Below are 18,342 nucleotides of genomic sequence, written 5' to 3'. Positions count from 1 at the left end.
CCTCTCAGCTGGGGGTCGGCTGCTGGCTGCCTGCGGACGCCGCCTCGGCGCGGCGCTGGGCCAGCTTGATCTCCAGGACCGCGTCCAGCGCCTGCTGGACGCGGTCCGAGGCCCCGGCGGCGCTGAAGTCCTTCTGCGCCTCGTCCAGGTAGACCAGCGCCTCCTCCGCCTCGCCGGCGGCCTTGAGTGCCTTGCCCAGCAGCAGCGACACCTCGCCGGCCGTGTGCCGTGCCAAGAGAGAGCGTTCCGCGTGGATCTCGCGCAGTTTCTGCACCGCGCCTATGATGTCCCCGGTGAGGTAGAGCCACCGGGCGCGGATGAAGGCGACCTCCAGCCGGTCCGTGTCCGTGCCGCCGACGATCGAGAGGGCCAGCTCCGCCCGCTCGATCGCGGACAGGGTTTCCGGCTCGACGATCCCGGAGGAGAGCCGCACCGCGGCGGAGGCCTTGTTGAACCGGGCCCAGAGGTCGATGTCGTAGGCGGGGGAGAGGAGCTTGCCGGCCTCCTCGTGGTACTTGATGCCCTCCGCGTAGTCATGGCGCATGAAGGCGACGTTGCCCACCACCCAGGCCACCTCGCCGGCCAGTTGCGGCAGCGATTGGCCTTCCATCTCCGCGTTCATCTCCTGGCAGTACTTCCAGGCCTCGTCCAGGCGGCCGCTCTCGGCCAAGGCGCCGATCAGGGCGCGCAGGGCACCGATGATCATGGTGGAGCCTTTCGGCAGCTGTGCGCAGAGCCGGACAGCCTCCTGGGCGTAGTCGACGGCGTCCTTCAGCTGGCCCTGGCCCTGTGCGGCGGCGGCGAGCATCTGCCGGGCCCGGACCCCCAGGCCCGCCGATTCGGCGGCCAGCGGGTGGTCCAGGAGGCGCTGGACCATGGCCCGGCACTCGGCCCAGAGGCCCTGCTTGATCAGGCACTCGGCCTGCATGTAGGTCATGTTCCACCAGGCGCTGGTGTTCTTGGAATCCAGGGCGATCTGCGCGGCGGTCGCGGCGTGCTGCGCGGCCAGCGGGTAGTCCCGGAGATCCCAGGCCTGGCGGGCGTAGAGGCCGGCCAGCACATACTCGGCGTCGCTGATGGAGACCGGCTGGCTCCAGGCCTCGAGGGCCTTCGGGGCCAGGTCCAGGCGTCGGGCCAGTTCCTCGATGACGTCGGCGGTGGGTTCGCGGCGCCCGGTTTCGAGCAGGGAGATGTAGCTGGGCGAGTACAAATCCTTGCCCAGTTCCGCCTGTGTGAGCCCGCGGTCCAACCGCTCCGCGCGGAGTTTTTCGCCAAATCCGTTCCCCACGGATCCCACCTCATTCCGGACAATCGATGTACTAAATGCTTGACAGCCTCTGTGGAAGAAATTTTACAATGTATGTCAACAAGGGAACTACAGACTTGGTAACGACTCCGACTCAAGATTTGAGGATCACCATGGTGAAGAAGATTGCAGCAGGCCTGGCACTCGCAGGGGCCTTGGCCTTCTCCGCAGCGGCTCCCGGCATCATCGCCGCCGGCTCCAGCTCCGATTCCACGCAGGTTACCGCCGTCGGCAACTGGCCCGACCCGATGCGCGTGGCCTCCGCGGTGGGCAACTGGCCGGACCCGATGACCTACTCCACCAATGTCGGCAACTGGCCCGACCCGATGTAATCCCTGACTCGATCTCATTACCGACCGGCAGACTCCACGGCCCCGGCATCCCAGGATGCCGGGGCCGTGACGTGTCCGGCGTCGTTTTGGGCCGGCCGCCGCCAAGGTTCACACCCGGTGAGCGGACACAAAAAAGAGGGCCTTCCAGCTGGAAGGCCCTCTTTTGACTGGTCGGGATGACAGGATTTGAACCTGCGACCTCGTCGTCCCGAACGACGCGCGCTACCAAGCTGCGCCACATCCCGATCCGTTGCTGCAAAAGCAACTTCACAAGAGTATCCGATACCGGCCCCGGATGCGAAATCGGGACCGCCGAAACGTCCTCCCGCGGCGGTGTTACCCATCCGGGCGGGCACCGGCGGCTCCGGCTTAGACCAGCGAGTCCTTCCAGGCCCCGTGCAGGGTGGCGAAACGGCCGCCGCCACCAATCAGTTCCGCGGGCGACCCGTCCTCCACCACCTTGCCGTCGTGGACCACCAGCACCCGGTCCGCGGTCTCCACGGTGGAGAGGCGGTGCGCGATGATCAGCGCGGTGCGGCTGCCGGCGTCGGCGTTTGCGGGGCCGTCTGAAGAGCCGGCGGCGGGGCCACTGTCCGCCCCGCCGGTGCCGCGGAGCAGGCTGGCGAGCCCGGCCTGGACCATGCGCTCGGACGGGATGTCCAGGGAGGAGGTGGCCTCGTCCAGGATCAGCACCGCGGGCCGGGCCAGGAACGCGCGGGCGAAGCTGATCAGCTGGCGCTGGCCGGCCGAGACGCGTCCGCCGCGCTTGTTCACATCGGTGTCGTACCCGTCCGGAAGCTCGGTGATGAACCCGTGCGCCCCGACGGCCTTGGCTGCCGCCTCGATCTCCTCGCGGCTCGCATCCGGCCGGCCCAGGGCGATGTTGTCCGCCACGGTGCCGCTGAACAGGAAGGCCTCCTGGGTGACCATGACGACGTTGCGGCGCAGGTCCGCCGTCGCGAGTTGCCGCAGGTCGACGCCGTCGAGCGTCAACGACCCGGCCGAGACGTCGTAGAACCGGGCGATCAGCTTGGCCAGCGTGGACTTACCCGCGCCGGTCTGGCCCACCAGGGCGACCGTCTGGCCGGCCGGGATGTGCAGGTCCAGGGTGGGGATGATGACCGGGCCGTCACCGTAGCGGAATTCCACCTGGTTGAAGTCGATCCGGCCGGTGGCGCGGGGGAGGGCCACCGGGTGTTCCGGCGGGCGGACGGTGGGCACCTCCTCGAGCAGGCCGGAGACCTTCTCGAGGGCCGCCTGGGCGCTCTGGAACGAGTTGTAGAACATCGCCATCTGGTCCACCGGCTGGAAGAAGCGCTTGGTGGAGAGGATCAGGGCCAGCAGCACGCCGACGGCCAGGCCGCCGTCGAGCACCCGGAAGCCGCCCACCAGCAGGACGACGGCCACGCAGATGTTGCCGATCAGCACCAGGCCGGGCTGGAAGACGCCGTTGAGGTTGATCGAACGGACCGTGACCAGCCGGTATTCCTCGGACAGCTCGGCGTAGCGTTCGGCGTTCTGCCGTTCCTTGCGGAAGGCCTTCACGGCACGGATGCCGGTCATGGTCTCCACGAAGTGCACGATCAGCCGGGCCGAGACCACCCGGGACTCCCGGAATGCGATCTGCGAATGCTTCTGGTACCAGCGGGACAGGAAGTACATCGGGACGCCGGCGGCCAGGACCAGCAGGCCGCTGCGCCAGTCCAGGGCGAAGATGGTGATGGCCGTGAAGATCATGAACAGCAGCCCCGACGCGAGCGACGAGACCCCGGAGTCCAGGAGTTCGCGCAGCGCTTCCAAATCGGAGGTCTGCCGGGCGATGATCCGGCCCGAGGTGTACTTCTCGTGGAACTCCAGGCTCAGCCGCTGCGTCTGCCGGAAGACCCGGACCCGCAAGTCCAGCAGCATTGACTGGCTCAGCCGGGCGGTGGACGTCACGTAGAGGGCGGTCAGCCATGCCGTCGCGATCGCCGCCGCCAGGTAGGCCGCGCCGGCGAAGACCAGCGGGAAGCTGTCCCCGGATTGCAGCGCGGGGAGCGCCCGGTCGATGCCGAAGGCGATCAGGGCGGGGCCTGCCACACGGGCGGCCTGGGACAGGACGACGGCGGCGATAGTGAGCCAGAAGCGCAGCCGGACGGGCCGGATCAGGGAGCCCAGCAGGGCCAGGGAGCGGCGCCGCACGGCGCGGCTCTCGGTCTTGGAGAGGTGGGCGTTGTCCTCGTTCGCGGTGCCGAAGGTGGCGGTGCTCATGGCGAAACCTCCTCGGCCTCGAGGGCGGAAAGCTCGGAGTCCAGGTCCCGCGGTTCCGGGTCCAGGCTGGCGATGACGTAGCGGTAGTGGCTGTTCTTCGCCAGCAGTTCGGTGTGGGTGCCCACCGCGGTGATCCGGCCGTCCTGCAGCAGGGCCACCCGGTCCGCGAGGGCCACGGTGGAGGGCCGGTGTGCCACCACCAGGGTGGTGGTGTCCGCGAGGACCTCGCGCAGCCGGGTTTCCACCAGTTCCTCGGTATTGACGTCCAGAGCCGAGAGCGGGTCGTCGAGGACCAGCACGGTGGGGTCGGCGGCGACGGCGCGGGCCAGGGCGATGCGCTGGCGCTGGCCGCCGGAGAGGCTGAGGCCCTCCTCGCCGATCAGGGTGTCGAGTCCCTCGGGCAGCGAGTAGGCGAAGTGGGCCTGGGCGGTGTCCAGGGCCTCGGCCAGGATCTCCTCCCGGCGCTCCGGGGGGACGGTGTCCGCGACGCCGAGCAGGACGTTGTCCCGGACCGAGTTGGAGAACAGGGTGGTGTCCTCGAAGGCGACCGCCACGGCGCTGCGCAGCCCGGCGACGTCGAACTCGCGCACGTCGACGCCGTCGATCTCCACCGAACCGGCGGTCACGTCGAAAAGGCGGGGGACCAGTTGCAGCAGGGCGCTCTTGCCGCTGCCGGTGATGCCCACCAGTGCCATGGTCTCGCCGGGCCTGATGTCCAGGGTGATGTCCTTGAGGATGGGCTTGTCCGGGGCGTCGTCGAAGGCGAAGGTGGCGTGCCGGAAGGACAGCGCCCCCTTCAGGTCGACCGGGCTGCGGGGCTGCTCCGGGCTGGTGATGGTGTTCACCGCGTCCATCACCTCGAAGTGCCGGTCGATGGCGGTCTTGGCTGTCAGCGCCATGGCCAGGAGCATGCCGCAGACCTCCACGGGGGCGGCGATGACGGCGGCGGTGGCGAAGAAGGCCACCAGGGCGCCGATGCTGAGCTGGCCGTCGGCGGCGAGCAGGACGCCGACGACCAGGCCGGCGCCGAGCGCGAGTTCGGGCAGCAGTGTGACCACGAGGCTGAAGGTGGCCAGGTGCTTGGCCTTATCGATCTCGGTCTGGCGCAGTTCCTCGGCTTGTTCGTTGAAGTTCTCCAGGGCCTCGCGGCTGCGCCCGAACGCCTTGAGCACGCGGATGCCGTGGACCGATTCCTCCACGGTGGTGGCCAGGTCACCGGCCTGGTCCTGGCTGCGGCGGGCCACCTTGGAGTACCGGGTCCGGAACCGGAAGCCGTAGATCATGATCGGAACGGCCGCGGCGAGGAAGATCAGGGCCAGCTGCCAGCTCATGGCGAACATGACCACGACGCCGATCAGCACGGTCAGCGTGGTGACCACCAGCATGATCGCGCCGAAGGCCATCCAGCGGCGGAGGAAGTTCAGGTCCGTCATGGCCCGGGACAGGAGCTGCCCTGACCCCCACCGGTCGTGGAACGCCACGGCGAGGTCCTGCAGGTGGTCGTAGAGGGAGACCCGCATCCGGGTTTCCACCGTGGTGGCGGGGTTGATCACGAATTGCCGGCGCAAGGCCACCAACCCGGCCTCGGCGATGCCGAGCAGCAGGACGATCCCGGCGGAGATCCAGACAGCCTGGCCGCTGCCGCCGGGCTTGAGCGAATCGTTGATCAGGACCCGCAGGACCTGGGGGATAGCGAGGGCGACGACGCTGGCCATCAGGGCACTGAGCAGGCCCATGATCAGGCGCGGCAGGATCGGCCGGACGTGGGGATAGAGGCGGTTGATGGAAGTGAAGAACGGGGTCTGTGTAGCCATGCCTGCTTCTTAACTGCAACTGCGAAAGGGTTTACGCAACTGAATGTAGTTTCCGGTAGCAACTACCCTAGGCCATGGCGTGACCACGTTCACAGCATTCTGCGGCCCCCGCGAATCTGGCGCAGAAATTATGTTCCGTAATGACCGGACCGCTGCGGGCCGGTGCGTCTAAGCCTTCGCGGTGAGGGTCAGCAGCACGGCCTCGGGCTTGCAGGCGATGCGGACCGGGGCGAAGCGTGAGGTGCCGATGCCGCCGGAGACGTTGACCGGCGTCGTCCGCCCGTTGCTTTCCCAGTCGTGCAGGCCCTTGGCCCGCCAGGTGGGCAGGTCGCAGTTGGCTACGAGCGCGCCGTAGCCGGGGAGGCAGATCTGGCCGCCGTGGGTGTGCCCGGCGAGGATCAGGTCTGCCGCGTCGTCGGTGAAGTGGTCCAGGACGCGCTGGTAGGGGGCATGGGCGACGGCGATCCGCAGGTGCGGTTTGGTGTCCTGGCCGCGGGTGCCGCGGGGCCAGCCGGCGTACTTTTCCAGGCGCAGGTGCGGGTCGTCCACGCCGGAGAAGTCCAGCCGGAGGCCGTCCACCACCAGGGACTGGCAGCGGTTGGTCAGGTCCACCCAGCCGGACATGCCGAATCCGGTGCGCAGCCGGGGCCAGTCGAGGGCCACGGGGGTCTTGGGGGTGGAGGAGGGGCCGGTGAAGTACGACGCGGGGTTCTTGAACCGGGGCGCGTAGTAGTCATTGGATCCCGGCACGAAGACGCCCGGGAACCGAAGCAACGGCCGGAGGGCGTCGAGGACCGGGCCGATGGCCTTGACGTGGCTGACATTGTCGCCGGTGTTGACCACCAGGTCCGGCTCCAGCTCCGCCAGGGAGGCCAGCCAGTCGGCCTTCTTACGCTGCCCGGGAATGAAGTGGATGTCGCTGAGGTGCAGCACGCGCAGCGGGCCGTAGCCCGGGGGCAGGATCGCCAGCGACTCCTCGCGCAGGACGAACTGGTTCTTCTCCCACAGGCCGTAACCCGTGGCGGCGGCACCCGCCGCGGCTCCGACGGCGGTGGTGACGGCAAGGCCGCGCCCGATGCTTCGGACGCGGCTCGCCAGCGTGCTCATGTCGGCCATGTGTTAGCCGTTACCGTTGCCGGGCTTGGTCGGGGCCGGTGCCGGGCTGCTCGGCGCGGGAGCCGGTGCAGCCGGGCTGCTCGGTGCCGGGTTATTCGGTGCCGGCGTCGCCTGGGTGTTCTGCCGGGTGTTGGGCACCGGGCTGGGCGTGTAGCCGTTGAGCAGGTTGGACGGCGGCTCCGGGAACGGATTCGTTCCGTAGCCCGGGGCAACGGCGGACATAAAGTTCGAGAACTGCGGCCCGGCGAGCATGTAGCCGTCGATGCCCTTGTAGAACTGGCCGTTGATCGTGAGGTTCTGGCCGGCTCGGCCCTGGGCGCCCAGCGCGTCACCGAACCAGGAGGCGGTGGCCAGGCCGGTGGTGTGGCCCACCACCCAGGTGGAACCGTTGTTGTTCGAGGTACCCGTCTTCGCGCCGATCGGGAAATCGGTCCGGGTGGAGATCCGCGGCCGGATCAGTGAGCCGGAACCGCGGTTCAAGACCTCCTGCAGCGCGTAGTTCACGCCGCGGGCAACTTCGGGCTTGACCGCGTCCCGGCAGTTGGTGTTCTGGGCTGGCAACTGCGCTCCGTTGGCGTCGGTCACCGAGGTGATGGCGATCGGCTCGCAGTACTTGCCGTCGTTGGCGAAGGTCGCGAAGGCGCTGGCCATGGCCAGCGGCGACGTCTGGGTGGAGCCCAGCAGGTTCCCCGTCGTGAACATGTTGATCTTGGGGTTCGGGTCCGCGATGTTGCCGTTGGCATCAAGGATGATCTTTTGGTCTTTGTCCTTGGCGGGGAGTCCCGAGTGCAGCCCCACGGAATCCACCATCTTCTGGATACCGCAGAAGTCCAACTGGGCTGCGGAAGCGAAGGTCACCGTGTTGATGGAGTTATACAGGCCCTGCAGGACCGTCATGGGCTTGTAGTAGCCGTCCTCGGCATTCTGCAGGTCGTCCGCCGCACCCAGTGCCGACTCCGCCGTGTTGTAGGCGCCGGTGGTCACGCCGCAGGAATTCCTCCACTTGAAGTTGATCGGATATTTCCGGACGGAGCCGTCGACGATGGTGTTCATCGACTTGCCCTCGTTCAGCCACTCCGCAAACGTGAACGGCTTCATGGTCGAGCCGGGCTGCATGCCGCCCACGCCGTTGAGGTCCTGGCCCTTGCTGTCATAGGCGTCGACGTTGAAGTTCAGCTGGGTATCGAACTTGCCGTCGCCGGCCAGGAAGGAAGTGTTCTGGGCCATGTCGATGATCTTGCCGGTGCCGGGCTGGACGGACACCAGCGAGGCTCCCCACTTGTCCGGGTTAGCCCCGGCGGTGGCGTTGACCTGCTCCTGGGCCACGGCTTGGGCCTTGGGGTCCAAGGTGGTCTTGATGGTCAGGCCGCCGCGGAAAATCTTCCGCTCCCGGGCATCGGCGTCCGCGCCGTAGGCGGGGTTGTTCTGCAGCAGGTGCATGACGTAGTCGCAGAAGTACGGGGCCATGGTGGCGTTGCCGCAGCCCTGCTTGGGCTGGGTCACCTTGGTTTCCACCGGGGTGGCGACGGCGGCGTCGTAGTCGGCCTGCTTGATCTTTCCCTGGGTGAGCATGGCCTTGAGGACCAGGTCGCGGCGGACCTTGGCGTTGTCCGGGTGGGTGATCGGGTCGTAGAAGGACGGGCTGTTGACCAGGCCGGCCAGCAGCGCGGCCTGCGGCAGCGTCAGGTCCTTGGCGGAGGTGCTGAAGAAGAACTTCGAGGCCGCCTCGATGCCGTAGGCGTCGCGGTTGAAGAAGACGATGTTGAGGTAGCCCTCGAGGATCTGCTCCTTGGAGAACTTCTTCTCCAGGGCGATCGAGAGCTTCATCTCGCGGAGCTTGTCGCCGATGCTCTTGTTGACGCCGTTGAGGAGCACCTGGTCGCTCTTGCCCTCCATCTCCAGAGAGGAGTTGATGACGTTGTTCACGTACTGCTGCGTGATGGTGGAGGCGCCCTGCTTGTTGCCGCGGGCGGTCGCCACGAGCGCGCGGAGGATACCGGTGGTGTCCACGCCGCCGTGCTCGTAGAAGCGGCTGTCCTCGATCGAGACCACGGCGTCCTTGATGTACGGAGACATCTGGTCCAGGGAGACGCGCGTGCGGTTCTCCGAGTAGACGCTGGCGATCACGCTGCCGTCGGCGGCGAGGATGGTGGTGGCCTGGCTCGGCGGGTCCACCTGGAGTTCCGCCGGGAGGGCCTCAAAGAATTTGATCGACCCGCTGGCCGTGTTGCCCGAGAGCGCCGCGGCGGGAACAAGCAGCCCCGCAACGAGCACGCCACAGACAACACTCACGCCAAGGAAAAGGATGAGCTTTCCGAGGGTGGTGGCAGTGTCGAATACAGGGTTCTTACCAGTCGCCATGTTTTCCACTTTAGCGGCAAGCACTAGGCTTTCCTTCATGACCAAATGGGAGTACGCCACGATTCCGCTCATTATTCACGCCACCAAGCAGATTCTTGATCAGTGGGGTGACGACGGCTGGGAGCTGGTGCAGGTAGTTCCGGGCCCCGACGGCAACGGCCTGGTGGCCTACCTGAAGCGGGAGAAGCAGTAACCATGAGCACGTCCGAAGCCACGACGCCGGCAGCCTCCGCGGGCGCCACGTCCGCCGTCGAACAGCGCCTCGCCGAACTCGGCCTGACGCTCCCCGAGGTGGCCGCACCCGTGGCCGCCTACGTGCCCGCCGTCGTCTCCGGCAACCACGTCTACACCTCCGGCCAGCTGCCGTTTGTCGGCGGACGCCTGGAAGAGACCGGCAAGGTCTCCTCCGGCGCCGAGGGTGCCTCCGACGAGGCCACCGTCTCCCCGGAAGACGCCCAGCGCTACGCCGCGATCTGCGCCGTGAACGCCCTCGCCGCGGTCAAGAGCGTCATCGGCGACCTGGACCGGATCACCCGGATCGTCAAGGTGGTCGGCTTCGTCTCCTCCGACCCGTCCTTCACCGGCCAGCCCGGCGTCATCAACGGCGCCTCCGAGCTGCTGGGCAAGGTTCTCGGCGACGCCGGCCAGCACGCCCGCTCCGCCGTCGGTGTCTCCGTCCTGCCGCTCGATTCCCCGGTGGAAGTCGAACTGATCGCAGAATTTGCCTAAGGCCGGTCGCTTTCCTTGCCTCACCTCGCACGACGTTTGTTTGATCTTCCCCCGGACCTCGAGGGAGCGGCCCGCAGCTGGCTGGAACACGGGGAGCGCACCCCGCGCGCCCCGCGTTTCGCCTCCTCCGTGGTGCTGCTCCGGGATTCGCCTACGGGGCTGGAGACCTGGCTCGGCTACCGGCCGGGCACCTCGCCGCTGGGCGTGCTCGCTTTCCCGGGCGGCTCGCTGGAGTCCTCCGACGACGACGCCGTCGGCTGGCTCGGGCCGCCGCCCGCCTACTGGGCGGAACGGATGGGAACGGCCGACGTCGGCCTCGCCCGCCGGCACGTGATCGGCGCAATCCGCGAGCTGTTCGAAGAAACGGGCATCCTCCTCGCCGGACCGGACCTGTCCTCCACGGTGGAGAACAACACCTCCCCGGAGTGGATGCGGGCCCGGGAAGCCGTCGCGGAGCAGGAGAAATCCTTCACCGACGTGCTGGCCAAGCGCGGCCTCTCCGTCCGCACGGACCTGCTCAAGCCGCTGGTCAACTGGCTCAGCCCCGACTTCTCGCACCGGCGCTTCAATACCCGCTACTTCGCCGCCACCGTGCCGATGAATCAGCAGCCGTCCATGCTGGCCAGCAAGGGTGTGTGGGCGCGCTGGGTCTGCGTCCGCAAGGTCATTGCCGAGCGGGACACCACCGCGTTGGGTGACGAGGTGGGCCAGCCGAACACCGTGGGTCTCCGCCTCGGCCAGCTCCTGGTTCCCGGCTCGGAGATCATGCTCGAGAAGATGGCCAGCGCCAACGGCTGCATCGCCTACCTCAGCTACAAGCGCAGCGCCCACGTCTACCAGCCGACGCTGGTGGAGGAGGACGGCTTGCTCATGCTCGAAGTCGAGGCCGCCAAAACCGTCGCCAACGAGCCCCAGCGCGAACGCTAGCCCCGCCCGTCAACTACGCCAAAGGGCCGGCTCCGAGGAAATCGGAGCCGGCCCTTTGGTGTTTGCTGCTGGGGTGCGTTTAGCGGGAGCGCTGGCGGAGGCGCTGCATGTCCAGGATGACGACGGCTCGGGCCTCGAGGCGCAGCCAGCCGCGCTGGACGAACTCCGCCAGGGCCTTGTTGACCGTCTCGCGGGAGGCGCCGACCAGCTGCGCGAGCTCTTCCTGGGTCAGTTCGTGGGCGACCAGCACGCCGTCGGTCGCCGGACGGCCGAAGCGGTCTGCGAGGTCCAGCAGGGCCTTCGCCACGCGGCCCGGAACGTCGGAGAAGACCAGGTCCGAGAGGGAGTCGTTGGTGCGGCGCAGGCGGCGGGCCAATGCCTGCAGCAGCTGGGCGGATACCTCGGGGCGGCTGCGGAGCAGGGCGTTCAGGCTCTCGTTCTTCAGGCCCGCGAGGCGGGTCTCGGACACGGCCGTCGCGGTGGCGGTGCGGGGGCTCGGGTCGAAGAGGGCCATCTCACCGAACAGCTCGCCCGGTCCGAGGATCGCCAGCAGCGACTCGCGGCCGTCGGGGGAGGTGCGGCCGAGCTTCACCTTGCCGGAGACGATGAAGTAGAGCTGGTCGCCCTGGTCGCCTTCCCGGAAGACCGAGGCACCGCGGGAAAGGTCCACCTCGGTGAGCTCGTCCGTCAGCAGACGGAAGGCCTCGTCGTCGAGCGTGGCAAAAAGGGGTGCGCGGCGCAATACCTCGATATCCATGAAAACTCCTGACTAACTGTGTCGGCTGGGGCGCTTCAGCCATTGTTTCAGAATTTTGCGGCTTCTGTGACGTACTTGGCACCGGGACGCGCCAGAAGACGCGGCGGCGCCGGGGCCGGCGGGCGCCCCGCAGCTGCTCCGGCGACGTTCAGGCGGCGGCCCGTGCCCCGCAAACTGTCAGGGTGCACCGGTAGAATGAGCCTCCTACCAGCCCCTAAGGAGCCCCGTTGTTTGGCTTGACCATCCTGGACCTCGCGTTGATCCTGACGCTGTTGTCCTACCTGATCTACGGCCTGCGCAACGGGTTCCTGGTGACCCTCGGCGGTATCGCCGGCTTCGCGGGCGGTGCCGTGGCCGCATTCTTCGCTGTCCCCATCGTCAGCGACCTTGTCGGCGACCCCGGGTGGCGGCTCACCGCGATCATCGCCGCCACGGTGGCGTTGATGATGCTGGGCCACGGGCTCGGCACCATGATCGGCCGGCGCATCCGCAGCGTCGTCAAACCCAGTCCGCTCCGGTTCGTGGACCGGGTGGTCGGCGGCGGCGTCAACGTCGCCGTCTCCGCCCTCGTGATGTCCATGCTGGCCTTCAGCGTCAGTGCCCTCGGCGTTCCGTTGGTCTCCCAGCAGCTGGCGGATTCCAAGGTGATCGGCTTCATCGACGGCGTCACCCCCACACCCGTCAAGGCCTCCCTCGCGCAGCTGCGCTCCGCCGTCATCGGCGACGGCATCCCCACCCTGTTCGAGGGGATCGGCGGCCAGCCGGTCCCCGTTCCGGACGCCAGCACCGACACGCCCGCGCTCAACCGCGCCTCGGCGTCGGTCCTGAAGATCGCCGGCACCGCCTACCAGTGCGGGCAGAACCAGACCGGGACCGGGTTCGTGGTCTCCGCCGGGCGCGTGGTGACCAACGCGCACGTTGTTGCCGGCGTGCCCGAGCCCGTCGTCGAGGTGCCCGGCGGCGGCGCGCTGCCCGGCCGGGTGGTCTACTTCGACAGCCAGCACGACCTCGCGGTCCTGGCCGTGGACGGCCTGCGGTCCGCGCCGCTTCAGTTGAGTTCCAACCTGCCCGCCGGGAGCCCGGCCGCGTTCGCGGGGTACCCGCATGGCGGCCCGTTCCAGTCCAAGCCGGCCGCCATCCGGGACATCGCCACCGTGTTGGTGCCGGACATCTATGGCAACAACGCCGCTCCGGAGGATGTCTACCGGCTGGCGGGCGACGTCCAGCCGGGCAACTCCGGCGGCCCGCTGTTGACCACGGACGGCCAGGTTGCCGGGGTGGTCTTCGCGAAGTCGACGTCGGAGAACTCCCTCGGGTTCGCGATCACCATGAACGACCTGGGACCGGTCGCGGCGAAGGCCTCCGGCCTGGGTGACCCGGTCTCGCCCGGGCAGTGCATCAAGAAGTAGGCCTTAGCCCGCGCCCTCGAGCCATTCCAGGCTCTGGCCGTGGGGCCCGGCCGCGGCCACGGGCACGCCGTCCTCCATCACGAGGAAGCGTCCCCTGAGCCTTGCCTCGTCCATCTCCGGCACCACACTGGACCCGTCCGGCTGCATGATGACCATGTGGCCCTCGTTCGAGATCCAGTGGCAGCCCCGGTCCGCGGCGAGCAGGGCGATGGTGTCCCGGAAGCGTTCCCGCCCGTCCGCGTCCAGGTAGGCCATTACCGCGCTGTGGAAGACCACCAGTGCGGCCTCCGGCGGGGCCTCGGCCGCGAGGCTGACCAGGTGCTCGTTCAGGTCGCCGGCCACGAGCCGCGGCGGCGTGGCGCGGGCGACGGCGATCGCCTGCCGCAGCCGCTCGCGGCGGAAGTCCTGTTCGGGCCAGACCAGCGCCTCCAGCCACGCGACGTCGTCGGGATTGTTGACGTCCAACGGGTTCAGGTCGATCCCCGCCCGCCACACCACCTCCGGCACCTTGGGCGGCAACGGGACCGGTCCCTTGGTGTCACAGCGCAGCACCGGGTAGCTGCCCGGCGCCGCATCCGGCGGGTCCAGCCGTCTCAGGGCGCCGCCGTCGACGAATTCGTACCCGTACCGGTCGGGAAACAGGGTCAGCCCGGCGGAGGCCCCGACCTCCAGCAGTGCGAGGGGCCGGTCCTCGGCCGCGGCGATCCTGGCCAGGGAAGGCAACAGCGCGGCGCACCGGCCCGCCTCATTGGTCTGGGTGGAGCGCCCCAGGACCGTCCGGGACACCTCGTCCCAGTGCGCGTCCAGGAAGGCCCGGAACTGCGGGTACGGACCGGTCGCGGCCCCGGCGTAGCGCGCCGCGGCCAGCAGCAGGAGGGGCTGGCGCTTGGCGTGCGGCCACCGGTCGATGCGTTCCACCAGGGCGGCGTCCTCGGCGATCTGCAGGGACCAGTCGGCGTAGCAGGGGGAGTTGCCCGGGGCATCGACGGCGCCGAAGTGCCGGTACCAGTCGGCCGTGGCGCCGGTCCCTGCCGCCGGGGTCATGTCAGGCCCGGCCCGCGTCCAAGGCCGCCAGGTAGTCCACGGCGAACCGGTAACCGAGGACGCCCGCGCCCGCGATGACCGCCTTGCTGATGTCCGAGAGGTAGGACGTGTGCCGGAACGATTCCCTGGCGTGCACATTCGTGATGTGGACCTCCACCGTGGGGATCTGCACCGCGCTGATCGCGTCCCGGATGGCCACCGAGGTGTGGGTGTAGGCACCGGCGTTCAGGACGATGCCGATGGCCTTGCCGCGGGCGGCGTGGATGGCGTCCACCAGCGCGCCCTCGTGGTTGGACTGGAAACACTCCACCGCCAGGCCATGGGCGGCGCCGGCCTCGACGGCGAGCCGTTCGACGTCGGCGAGCGTCGCCGTGCCGTACTTCTCCGGTTCCCGGGTCCCCAGCATGTTCAGGTTGGGCCCGTTGAGGACCAGGATGGTGCCGCGTCCGGAGCCGTCGGTGGCGGACCCGGGGGAGATCGCTTCGCTCATGGTTCACAATCTAGCGCGTCGCGGGCCTGCTGCGCCGCCAGCCGATCGATCCGGCGCAGGGCGACGGCGCAGACGAGCAGGTACGGCGGAGCCCACCAGGGGACGGAGAAGGTGACGAGACAACCGCCAGGGGCGGCGCCGACGCGGTGTCCGGTGGCGGCCACGCCTGCCACTGCCCAGGACCAGGCGCTACCTTTTTCATCGCACCCGTCCCGGAAGGAGCCCTCCTCGAAGGAAGTGACGGCGAAGGTCAGGCTCACGCCCGCCACGGTCCGGACCCTTCCCCGGCTCCCGGCGCGGAGCACGTGTTCCTCACCGCCGGGCCGGTGCCCTGCCAGCTCCGCCCCGGTAATCGAAGGTCCCCAAAGCGGCCAGAACCTGATGTCGGTGAGCAGGCGCCACACCACCGGGGCCGGCGCAGCGATGCGGCGGGAGACGCTCCACCGTCTCCCGCCCACCACCGCAGCAGCCCCGGGACGTGCCTTTCCGGGCCGCCGGCCGGTCACTTCTTCAGCGAGGCCGCAATCTGCGCCATCACGGTGTTGTCCGCCAGGGTGGTGGCATCTCCCACCTCGCGGCCCTCCGCCACGTCCTTGAGTAGCCGCCGCATGATCTTGCCGGACCGCGTCTTCGGCAGTTCCGGGACGATCAGGATGGTCTTGGGCTTGGCGATCGGGCCGATCTCCTTGCCCACGTGGTTGCGGAGTTCCTGCACCATCGCGTCGCCTGAATCCACGGCGTCGCCGCGCAGGATGACGAAGGCCACGACGGCCTGGCCGGTGGTCTCGTCAGCGGCGCCGACGACGGCGGCCTCGGCAACCGCGGGGTGGGAGACCAGCGCCGACTCGATCTCCGCGGTCGAGAGCCGGTGGCCGGAGATGTTCATGACGTCGTCGACCCGGCCCAGCAGCCAGATGTCGCCGTCGTCGTCCTTCTTGGCGCCGTCGCCGGCGAAGTACATCGTCTCGAACCGGGACCAGTAGGTTTCCTTGAACCGCTCCGGGTCACCCCAGATGCCCCGCAGCATGGAGGGCCACGGCTCGCGGATCACCAGGTAGCCACCGGCGCCATTGGGGACGGACTCGCCCGCCTCGTCCACCACGTCCACGGCGATGCCGGGCAGCGGCACCTGCGCGGAGCCGGGCTTGGTGGCTGTGACCCCGGGCAGCGGGGCGATCATCTGCGCCCCGGTCTCGGTCTGCCACCAGGTGTCCACGATCGGTGCGGGATTCTCCTTCTTCTCGCCGTTGGCTCCGGCGTTGGCGCCGATAACCTCGCGGTACCACATCCACGCCTCGGGGTTGATGGGTTCGCCGACGGACCCGAGGACCCGGATGGAGGAGAGGTCGTACTTGCCGGGGATGTCCTTGCCCCACTTCATAAAGGTCCGGATGGCCGTCGGGGCGGTGTAAAGGATGGAGACCTTGTACTTCTGCACGATCTCCCACCAGCGGCCCTGGTGCGGGGAGTCCGGCGTGCCCTCGTACATCACCTGGGTGGCGCCGTTGATCAGCGGCGCGTAGGCGACGTAGGAGTGGCCGGTGATCCAGCCGACGTCGGCCGTGCACCAATACACGTCCGTCTCGGGGTGCAGGTCGAACACGGCGCGGTGGGTGTAGGCCGCCTGCGTGAGGTAGCCGCCGGTGGTGTGCAGGATGCCCTTGGGCTTCCCCGTGGTGCCGGAGGTATAGAGGATGAACAGCGGGTGCTCTGAGTCGTGGCCGACGGCGGTGTGCACGGCGGAGGCGGCGTCCACGGTGTCCGACCACCAGTGGTCCCGGCCCTCGTGCCAGTCCACGTCCTGGCCGTTGCGCTTGACCACGACGACGTTCTGGACCGTGTGGCCGGTGCCGTCACCTTCGTGGGCCAGGGCCTCGTCGACGGCGGCCTTGAGCGGGCTGGGCTTGCCGCGGCGGTAGGTGCCGTCGGCGGTGACGACGAGTTTGGCCTCGGCGTCGTCGATGCGGGAGCGGAGTGCCTCGGCCGAGAAACCGCCGAACACAACCGAGTGGATGGCGCCGATCCGGGCGCAGGCCAGCAGCGTGATGACCGCCTCGGGGATCATCGGCAGGTAGACGGCGACCCGGTCGCCCTTGACAATGCCCAGGGACTCGAAGGCGTTCGCTGCCTTCTTTACTTCCTCGGTGAGCTGGGCATAGGTGTAGGTCCGGGTGTCGCCGGGCTCTCCCTCGAAGTGGATCGCCACCCGGTCGCCGTTGCCGGCCTCGACGTGCCGGTCCAGGGCGTTGTACGCGGCGTTGACTTCGCCGCCGACGAACCACTTGGCGAAGGGCGGATCGGACCAGTCCAGCGTCTGCGTGAAGTCCTTGCTCCAGCTCAGCAGGCTGCGGGCCTGCTTTGCCCAAAACGCCGGCCGGTCGGCGTCGGCCTCCGCGTACTCGGCTTCGGTGATCACGGCATTGGCCGCGAACTCCGCCGAGGGGGCGAACTTCCGGTTTTCCTGCGACAGGTTTTCGAAGGCGTCGCCCTGCCGGGCGGGGACGGTGGACCCGGGGGTCTGCTGGGACATGGTGAACCTCATCATTCATCGATCCGTGCTGCGCGGACGCCGTCGTCAACCGTTCCCGGTCCCGCCTGCGCGGCTCCGGGCACCGGCCGGTCACGGACGTGCCTCGTGTGCTGTTCCGAAATACACCCTAGCGCCCGGGTCTGACAGAACGTGTGCACCGTCACATCGACCGCCGCGAACGGTGTTTATTTAGCGCCGAGCGGCGCCGCGGTGCCGCGCTCCGCCGGGGGCGGCCGCGACGTGGGAGCCGCCGCGAAAGACTTCGCAATCTGGTGCTGGAGTGACGGCCGGTCAGCTAGTGATCGGTCCGGCACTTGGTTAGGCTGAGATGAAGTCGTGACATCCGATGGGGGGCAAAGGGGACCGCTTAGGGTCCCTTTTTTGCCTGCCGTTAGGCCGCACTGTCCAGGGTGCGGCCACGCTAAGGAGAACAGAATGAACGAGCAAGGCAACGGGCAGCTCCGCGCGCCCAACCGCACCGACGGACCGGCGGAGCAGCAGTCCTCCGTGCAGGCGCCGTCCCACGGCAAGGCGGAGCAGCCGCGTTTCACCGTGGACAAGCCGAACATCAAGAACAACGAGGCTGTTGCCGGCCCGTTCACCGTCCGGGACCTCACCGTCTTCGGGTCCGTCCTGGTGCTCTTCGTCGCTTCCCTGATCCCGATGTTCGCGGTCCGGTACAACCTCTGGAACCTGGGCAGCCTGTTCTTCCTGGGCCTCGGGATCCTCCTGCCGCTGATCGTCGCCGCCCTGTTCGTCGCCCGACGGGTCAGCCCGGGCACCCGGCTCCGGATCGGATCCCTGTCCGTTGACCAGTTCGGCTCCGTCGTCGCGAGCTTCAGCGTGGCGTTTTTCTTCCTGGCGGCCGCCGGCGCCTTCGTTCCCAGCATGCTGCTGGGCCTCATCGGCGCGCTCGGCCTCTTCACCGCCACGGTCCTGGCCCGCCTGATCCCGGCGCTCGCCGGCGACTTCCTGCACCGCGCCGAGGCCCCCGCCCACGTTGTGGCCCGCGAGGCGGCCGCCCCGTTCCGCCGCCCCCGCGCCCCCAAGGCCGCCAAGCCGGCCACCGAAGGCTCCGCCTCGAAGCCAAGCGCCGCCCTGGCCGGCTGGGCCAAGCGGATCACCCCCTCCGGCGGCGCCGCTGCCAGCACTGCCTCCGAATCCACCCCGCGCGGTTACGAAGCCCGCGACGCCGCCCAGGCCGCCCGCCCGGCCGCCGAGCCCGCCACCCAGGCCCACGGCGTCGTCGCGCCGGCTTCCGGCTGGGCGGCGGCCGG

15 protein-coding genes, 1 tRNA gene and 1 pseudogene are annotated in these 18,342 nt (G+C 68.8%); 6 read left to right on the top strand and 11 right to left on the bottom strand.

Annotated elements, in window-relative coordinates:
* Nucleotides 1-4: 4 nt before the first annotated feature.
* Complete coding sequence (locus AB0305_RS14650; protein ID WP_364133885.1) at nt 5-1,288, bottom strand: helix-turn-helix transcriptional regulator; 1,284 nt, start codon at nt 1,286-1,288, stop codon at nt 5-7.
* Nucleotides 1,289-1,419: 131 nt separating this feature from the next.
* Here AB0305_RS14650 and AB0305_RS14645 point away from each other — a divergent pair, with 131 nt between their 5' ends.
* Nucleotides 1,420-1,638, top strand: a complete 219-nt coding sequence (locus AB0305_RS14645) for a hypothetical protein (protein ID WP_290256171.1) — start codon at nt 1,420-1,422, stop codon at nt 1,636-1,638.
* Nucleotides 1,639-1,806: 168 nt separating this feature from the next.
* Here AB0305_RS14645 and AB0305_RS14640 read toward each other — a convergent pair.
* The 5 genes from AB0305_RS14640 to AB0305_RS14620 all read right to left on the bottom strand — a co-directional run bounded on the left by AB0305_RS14640 (nt 1,807) and on the right by AB0305_RS14620 (nt 9,179).
* Nucleotides 1,807-1,883 (bottom strand) — tRNA-Pro (locus AB0305_RS14640).
* A 124-nt stretch (nt 1,884-2,007) separates the two neighbouring features.
* A complete protein-coding gene (locus AB0305_RS14635) occupies nt 2,008-3,888 on the bottom strand; it encodes an ABC transporter ATP-binding protein (RefSeq protein WP_364133881.1) in 1,881 nt (626 codons plus the stop codon).
* A complete protein-coding gene (locus tag AB0305_RS14630; RefSeq protein ID WP_364133879.1) occupies nt 3,885-5,702 on the bottom strand; it encodes an ABC transporter ATP-binding protein in 1,818 nt (605 codons plus the stop codon). Before AB0305_RS14630 ends, AB0305_RS14635 begins: the two co-directional genes overlap by 4 nt.
* Nucleotides 5,703-5,870: 168 nt before the next feature.
* Entirely contained in the window at nt 5,871-6,818 is a 948-nt protein-coding gene (locus tag AB0305_RS14625) for a metallophosphoesterase (RefSeq protein ID WP_364133877.1), read from the bottom strand.
* A 3-nt stretch (nt 6,819-6,821) separates the two neighbouring features.
* Complete coding sequence (locus AB0305_RS14620) at nt 6,822-9,179, bottom strand: transglycosylase domain-containing protein (RefSeq protein ID WP_364133874.1); 2,358 nt, start codon at nt 9,177-9,179, stop codon at nt 6,822-6,824.
* 37 nt (nt 9,180-9,216) lie between these two features.
* On the opposite strand from AB0305_RS14620, the gene AB0305_RS14615 reads away from it, so the two are divergent.
* From AB0305_RS14615 to AB0305_RS14605, 3 genes are read left to right on the top strand one after another with little or no spacing between them, the layout of a single operon-like run.
* Nucleotides 9,217-9,372, top strand: a complete 156-nt coding sequence (locus AB0305_RS14615; protein ID WP_003797879.1) for a DUF4177 domain-containing protein — start codon at nt 9,217-9,219, stop codon at nt 9,370-9,372.
* A 2-nt stretch (nt 9,373-9,374) separates the two neighbouring features.
* Complete coding sequence (locus AB0305_RS14610; protein ID WP_364133871.1) at nt 9,375-9,908, top strand: RidA family protein; 534 nt, start codon at nt 9,375-9,377, stop codon at nt 9,906-9,908.
* Between the two features lie 15 nt (nt 9,909-9,923).
* The gene (locus tag AB0305_RS14605) at nt 9,924-10,835 is read left to right on the top strand and encodes an NUDIX hydrolase (RefSeq protein WP_364133868.1); all 912 of its coding nucleotides are present in this window, start codon (nt 9,924-9,926) and stop codon (nt 10,833-10,835) included.
* Nucleotides 10,836-10,914: 79 nt separating this feature from the next.
* On the opposite strand, the gene AB0305_RS14600 is transcribed toward AB0305_RS14605, so the two are convergent.
* Nucleotides 10,915-11,592, bottom strand: coding sequence for a Crp/Fnr family transcriptional regulator (locus tag AB0305_RS14600; RefSeq protein ID WP_290256164.1), 678 nt, complete (start codon nt 11,590-11,592; stop codon nt 10,915-10,917).
* A 227-nt stretch (nt 11,593-11,819) separates the two neighbouring features.
* On the opposite strand from AB0305_RS14600, the gene AB0305_RS14595 reads away from it, so the two are divergent.
* Entirely contained in the window at nt 11,820-13,001 is a 1,182-nt protein-coding gene (locus AB0305_RS14595) for a MarP family serine protease (protein WP_364133866.1), read from the top strand.
* A 3-nt stretch (nt 13,002-13,004) separates the two neighbouring features.
* Here the strand turns inward: AB0305_RS14595 and AB0305_RS14590 are convergent, their stop codons facing one another.
* Genes AB0305_RS14590 through acs form a run of 4 tightly spaced genes read right to left on the bottom strand, consistent with a single transcriptional unit; the run spans nt 13,005 to nt 17,065 of the window.
* Nucleotides 13,005-14,045, bottom strand: a complete 1,041-nt coding sequence (locus tag AB0305_RS14590; protein WP_364133864.1) for a DUF2332 domain-containing protein — start codon at nt 14,043-14,045, stop codon at nt 13,005-13,007.
* Nucleotide 14,046: 1 nt separating this feature from the next.
* Nucleotides 14,047-14,535: a type II 3-dehydroquinate dehydratase gene (gene aroQ / locus AB0305_RS14585; protein ID WP_364133861.1), complete on the bottom strand. Its 489-nt coding sequence runs from the start codon at nt 14,533-14,535 to the stop codon at nt 14,047-14,049.
* Nucleotides 14,532-14,993: an SRPBCC family protein gene (locus AB0305_RS14580; protein WP_364134679.1), complete on the bottom strand. Its 462-nt coding sequence runs from the start codon at nt 14,991-14,993 to the stop codon at nt 14,532-14,534. The genes aroQ and AB0305_RS14580 overlap by 4 nt, the downstream gene beginning before the upstream one ends.
* Nucleotides 14,994-15,037: 44 nt before the next feature.
* Nucleotides 15,038-17,065 carry an acetate--CoA ligase gene (acs, locus tag AB0305_RS14575; RefSeq protein WP_364134676.1) on the bottom strand — a complete coding sequence of 676 codons (2,028 nt, stop codon included), beginning with the start codon at nt 17,063-17,065 and terminating at the stop codon, nt 15,038-15,040.
* Between the two features lie 435 nt (nt 17,066-17,500).
* On the opposite strand from acs, the pseudogene AB0305_RS14570 reads away from it, so the two are divergent.
* Nucleotides 17,501-18,342 (top strand): annotated as a pseudogene (locus tag AB0305_RS14570) (hypothetical protein); the annotation flags it as partial.

Source organism: Arthrobacter sp. NPDC080086, assembly GCF_040702285.1.
The sequence above is the reverse complement of the archived record's forward strand: the minus strand, read 5'-3'. Positions and strand labels throughout refer to the sequence as shown.